This is a genomic window from Sulfurimonas sp. (assembly GCF_047622445.1).
Taxonomy (GTDB): Bacteria; Campylobacterota; Campylobacteria; order Campylobacterales; family Sulfurimonadaceae; genus Sulfurimonas.
In genome coordinates this window covers 1-6135 of the sequence record NZ_JBLHOE010000106.1, presented here as the reverse complement: position 1 = coordinate 6135, position 6135 = coordinate 1, and the positions used below count along the sequence as shown (strand labels likewise).

Sequence of the window (6135 nt, the reverse complement as noted above, 5' to 3'; positions counted from 1 at the left end):
TTACCCTGAAATTGTAATGGTATACACAAAACGGATTTTACTTTTCGCTTTAAAATATCTGTATCATCTTTAAAAATTGAACTTTCCGACGCATTATCTAAAAGTAAAGCCTCTTTTGTTCGCTGAACATAATTTACAATAGAGTGAACAATCTTTTGAGCATCTTTATAAGGTATATTTTGCATTACTGTTTCACTATCAATGGAACCTTCTGCTTGAACAAATAATTGCCCCTCTTCTTCTAATAATAATATTCCATATTGTGCACCGGCATTTTCTATGACAATCCTTATCAAAGTTTGTAATAAATTTGGTAGTTTTTGTTCTTTTGAAATGACTTCAGTAGACTTCATTAATGTTTCAACATCTAAACTACTCGAAACTTTATTTTCACGAATATTTAATGTAGATGAATTGCAATTTACACCCCAGCTATTAAAACATCTTCTAGATTCATCTTCAAAAATTATAGATGCTTTTGTTTGTCCTGCAGATAGGTACATGTCAGCTATTAACATATTTGCTATCGCTTGAATATGAGAAAACCCAGATACATCAGCTGATTCTATAGCAATTTCATAGCATTCAAAAGCCTTTATGAAATTTTTGTTTATACAAAAATATTCACCTTCTAAGATTTTTGTTCTTGCTAGGAAATTTTCTTTACAACCTTTGGAATATTTTTTAAACAACTTGATAGTTTTATGAATTTCATATTTATATTTTAAGCGATTGAATACACTTGATTGCTTAAACAGTCTTGCTAATATAAGAGCATTGTAAAACTCGTGTTCTGTACTATGGAGCATACCTTTGGAATCACTCATATACTTTTTACTCAATATGCTTATTTCAAATGCCTTTTCGTACTCTTTACGAATATATAGTGAAATCATCTTGTTAATAAAATAGTAATGTGCAAAATGACGAGATCCATAGTCATTTAAATCATCTACATATTGTTCTTCTTTGAAGCTATCATCATTATATGATGATATAGAATCTGTAAGTCCCTTTAAATTGCTTATTGTTTGTTTAACACTTATTATCGCACCTAATTGTTCACTAGCCCCAATACGATTTAAAGTACTTTCAAAAGAAGTAATCACTTTTAAAATTTCTTCAAAATTTCTACCACGTATAAACATACTCTCAACTATCCCGGCAGCAGCACATCCTGAATGAAACCAATCACCAACTTCAAGTCCATGCCTATATGCTTTATACCAATTTTCTTCACTATTTTTGGAAGAATTCACCCATGAATTAGAAAAATAATTACAAACAAATTCAACTTCTGCTTGTTGAATAGTATTTTTATGTTTATTTATCATATTAAGTGCTAATTGGGCATATTTGTAACCTAATGTATGATTGCCCAATACAGCTCCTTGAAATATAACACCAAAGACCATATAGCCTACAACAGCTTCTCTTGTATTTCCATGTTTCAAACATAGTGTGACTAGCTTCAAGGATATAGCAACACATAGTTCTGGCTTTATTTGATATGCAGCTTTTAACATCGCGGATAGTATACGTATAAGCATATTTATACTTGCATCACTGGCTTCTGGAAGATCTAATAATTGAGCTACCTTATAGTTTTTTAGTTTGAATTTTAACTTTATGAAATCCAGGATAAATAAAGGTGCTATAAAGCCTGAGGGGAGATTTATATTGAAAAGATTAGCAGCAATTCTTCCTATGTTATAGGCTTCTTCAAACTCTGAGATATCAGTATAGAACTTAATCATTAGCTCATAGATATAGGCTTTTTCTAATGCTTCGTTGCTTGAATTGATAGCTAGATTGTAGTATTTAATGGCTTTTTCTTTATTATTGCATAAATGTTCACACTCTGCTCGTTCTTTATATATTAAACTTTCTGAATAGTCTTCTAAAAGCTGAGGCATTAATGTCATTGCTCGTTTGACATTATAAAGAGCCATAGTAAAGTCACCGGTACTTTTTACTTGCAATGAAGTTACAAAATAAAGTTTAGCAATTACCAATAAAATATCTGCAGAAGTTATCAAGGAAAAAGCTTGATCTAGGTGATTTATACACAAAAGGAGATTCTCCCCATCTAAGCTACTCTGTTTATTAAATAAGTACATTCCTATGTCTAAATGAATCTTTTTCTTTTCATCTTTACCCAGGGTTGAATAAGAGGTTTCTTGCATTTTGTCATGAATAAAAGAATAATACTTTTGATTATTATAAGTCTCTTCAACTAACCATTCTTCTTCTATTGCTATATCTAATGAAGCATAAAACTCAGCATCATTATTATATATAAGCTTTAGTTCTTTTTCACTAAATTTACTCCCTATGCAAGATGCAATTTTAAGTAAGTTTTGCACATTTTCAGACATACCTTTAGCTCGTGAAACTAGAAGATCAAGCACATTATCGCTAATAGGTAGTTTTTTTATTTTTTCAATATCACACTGCCAAGATATTTCTTCATTATCAAACCAAATTGCATGTTCTTCTATCAATCGTTTAATGTATTGCACTACAAAAAAACTATTACCATTGGTCTTATAAAAAATAATGCCTGATATTTTATTTGCTATATCTTTATTAATACATTGGGATAGAAGTTCATGAATTGAGCTTTTATTCATATTTACAAGCTTTATCTCTTTCGTATTAATTTCATAGTGCTCTAACTCTTTTAACATGATATTCAAAGAATCTTTTTCATTAATCTCATTATCTCTGTATGTGATAATAACTAGTAAATTAGATATATCATGAAGTGCTGTTTTAAGTAGTGAAATTGTAGCGTTGTCAGCCCATTGCAAGTCTTCGAAGAAAATACACAATGGCTTATCAATTGAAAATACTTTTAAAAAGTTAATCAATAGTCTGTCTAACCTTACCTTTGTATCTTGTGCTGACAAAATTTCAACCGATGGCTGTTCCCCGATTATAATTTTAAGTTCAGGAACAATGTCTATAATAATATTGGCATGTTCTCCAAGTGCTTCAGTTATTTTATTTCTATATCTCGATAAAACTGACTCATCTTCAGATAAAATCTGTTTAATCAGATTTTGCAAAGAAGGGTATAAAATTTCATATGATGAGTAGTTTTTATATTGCTCAAATTTATTTTCTAAGATATATCCAAACCTATCGTTTGTTTGCTTTAATGCATATTTGGAAATAGCAGATTTTCCAACTCCTGATACACCAATAACACTAAGTAAAGTAGTACTCTTAAAGTCCATATTTGAAAGTAGATTTTTTATTTCTAACTTTTGATTATCAACTCCAAAAAGAGTATTTCCCGGGTTAAATTGAGATATTCTTCCAATATTGTCTATTTCAAAGTTTAAAACTTTTTTTTCTCTTTTGATTGATTTTAAACAAATTTTTAAGTCATTTTGTAAAGAAGATAGATCATAATACCTTTTAGTTGGGTCTTTATGTAGCATTTTTGAGATTATATTAGATACAACAAGAGGTAACTCAGGTAAAATATCTAAAAGAGGAGGTGCTTCTTTAGCTACCTGACTATGTAATAGACCTATCTCATCTGTATTATCAAAAGGTAAGTGCCCACTTAACATCTTGTAAAAGATAGTTCCAAGCGAATATATATCAGTATTATTACTAACTTTATAGCCTACCCTATTGCTTTGTTCTGGTGCTCTGTATGCCATATCTTTAAAAAGTTGATTACCATCATCTACAGAAAGTCCTGTCAACATAATTTGATGGTTCCTTGTATCAATAAATATACAATTTGGAGAAAGGTTAGCATGAATTTTATTTTGTTTATGTAAAACAGATAGTGCATTTGTTATTTCAATAGCAATAATTAAAAAATTATTTAATTGTATTTCTTTCTGGTCAATATAAGAATTTAGATTAAGTCCGTCAAAATATTCTTTCAATATATATAATCTACTTTCGATAGACTCTAATCTATATTCTAGATTTTTCAAATATGAACCTTGTTTCCCACAATATGTGTACAAATTAAATATATTATAGCAAAATATAGACTTTATTAAAAAAAGGAACATAATTTTCTACTTTTATTTATAGTTCATCAAGTAATAACTTAACCATGTAAAAGAATATAACTTATTTTTATCTTTAAATAGACCATACAATACTCCCGTTACTTAATCTTAATCATATAAGGGTATAATTGCAAAAAAAATTTCTAGGAAAATGTTTAATAATGGAAGAATTAAGTTATTACGAAATATTAGAAGTCTCAAAAAGTGCAGACAAAACAACTATAAAAAAAGCCTATAGAACAATGGCTAAAAAGTACCATCCTGATAAAAATCAGGGTGATGCAGATGCAGAACATAAGTTTAAACTTTGTAACGAAGCATATCAATGCCTAAGTGATGACCAACAAAAAAGTGTTTATGACCGTTATGGTAAAGAAGGTCTACAGCAAGGTGGTGGTGGACGTCGTTCAAGCAGTGGATTTGATGACTTAGGTTCTATGTTTGAAGATATGTTCAGCGGAGGAGGAGGAAACTCTCGTCGTCGCCAAAATCCAGAAGATATGGAAAAATACCAACTTGACATGAATGTAGACATACGTGTTTCTTTTCATGAAGCAGTATTTGGCTGCGAAAAAGAAGTTGAATTTCAATATAAAAATGCTTGTAAACCTTGTAAAGGAACTGGTGCAAAAGATGGAAAACTTTCCACTTGTAAACAGTGTAAAGGACAAGGTCAAGTGTATATGAAACAAGGTTTCATGACTTTTTCTCAGACATGTCCAGTATGTAATGGTGCAGGTTCTGCTCCAGCTGATTCTTGTAAATCATGTAAGGGTAAGGGATATGAAGGTACTCGCGAAAAAGTGAGTATCAAAGTTCCTGCAGGAATTGATACTGACAACCGTTTACGTGTTTCAGGAAAAGGTAACATTGGTAAACGTGGTACACGTGGTGATCTTTATGTTACTTTCACGGTTCAAGCTGACAAACACTTCCAAAGAGAAGGAAATGATGTTTATATCGCTATTCCTGTTTTCTTTACACAAGCTGTAGCTGGAGATAGCGTTACTATTCCATCATTAACTGGTGAACTAGAGTTAAAACTGAGTGTGGGTACAACAGATAAACAACACTTTACATTTAGAGGTGAAGGAATTGCAGATGTTCATGGACATGGCAAAGGTAACCTTATCGCTCAAGTAAATATTACCTATCCTAAAAAGCTCAATAAAGAGCAAAAAGAACTACTTGCTCAACTTGAGGACTCTTTTGGTGCAAAAGAATCTAAGCCACATGAAAATGTACTTGATTCTGCTATCGATAAAATGAAGGGTTGGTTTAAGTAGAAAGATATCGAACTAGAACCTCATAGAATTTTTCAATCTCTATGGGTTTCGTAAGATAACCTTGCATACCAACATCTTGTGCTTTTTTAATATCTTCAGAACTAGTATCTCCTGTTAAAGCCACAATAACTACATCATTGTATTTCGAGTTATTTCGAATCTTTTGAGTCGCTTTGTAACCATTTAAATTAGGCATACTAATATCCATCAAGATTAATTTATACGCATAGCTTGATTTATATAACTCCCCAAGTGCTTCTTTACCATCATTAGCACATACTACATCTATGCTCATACCATCTAAGAGACCTTTAATTACTGCTTGATTAATATAGTTATCTTCCGCCAATAAGACTTTGTGTTGAGGAAGTTTTTCCAGGTCTGCTTTAGTATATGATTTATTTCTATTGTGCTCATCTGCAATTTCATAATTATATATACTTAATATTTTTTCAAAAAGCATCTGTTGCGTATAGGGTCTTTTTAAATACTTGTGTCCGCTGCTATCCTTGAGCTCATCTCTTTTAAGACTATCTATCCAATCTTCCATAATCACAATGTTTGGTAAACTTACTAGACTTAACTCATCTATTTTAGATAACTTAAAAAGTTCTTCATCAATAAAAAAGATATCAAAATCATGCTCTTGTAAATTATTGTATGCTTGATCTAGTGTTGCAATATTTGTCACAGTATAATGAAAATACTCTAACATATGTTTAATTGCATTAAGAGATAAAGGTCTTGAATCAAGTACTAAAACTTTTTTATTCATTAATTCCTTTGATGGCAAACGGTATTCTCTT

The 6135-nt window shown here is 30.6% G+C and carries 3 protein-coding genes; 1 reads left to right on the top strand and 2 read right to left on the bottom strand.

The window, feature by feature from the left end:
• A partial coding sequence (locus ACI9TV_RS15585) for an AAA family ATPase (RefSeq protein WP_415251742.1) occupies window positions 1–3962 on the bottom strand: 3962 nt, incomplete at its 3' end.
• 242 nt (window positions 3963–4204) lie between these two features.
• Here ACI9TV_RS15585 and dnaJ point away from each other — a divergent pair.
• Entirely contained in the window at window positions 4205–5329 is a 1125-nt protein-coding gene (gene dnaJ / locus ACI9TV_RS15580) for a molecular chaperone DnaJ (RefSeq protein WP_415251741.1), read from the top strand.
• On the opposite strand, the gene ACI9TV_RS15575 is transcribed toward dnaJ, so the two are convergent.
• Window positions 5322–6135, bottom strand: an 814-nt coding sequence (locus ACI9TV_RS15575) for a response regulator (RefSeq protein WP_415251740.1), incomplete at its 5' end; no start/stop codon positions are given. The two genes, dnaJ and ACI9TV_RS15575, sit on opposite strands and share 8 nt — an antisense overlap.

What these genes read in the sequence shown, in the direction of transcription:
- dnaJ (WP_415251741.1), top strand. Translation starts at nt 4,205, where the DNA reads ATGGAAGAATTAAGTTATTACGAAATATTAGAAGTCTCAAAAAGTGCA.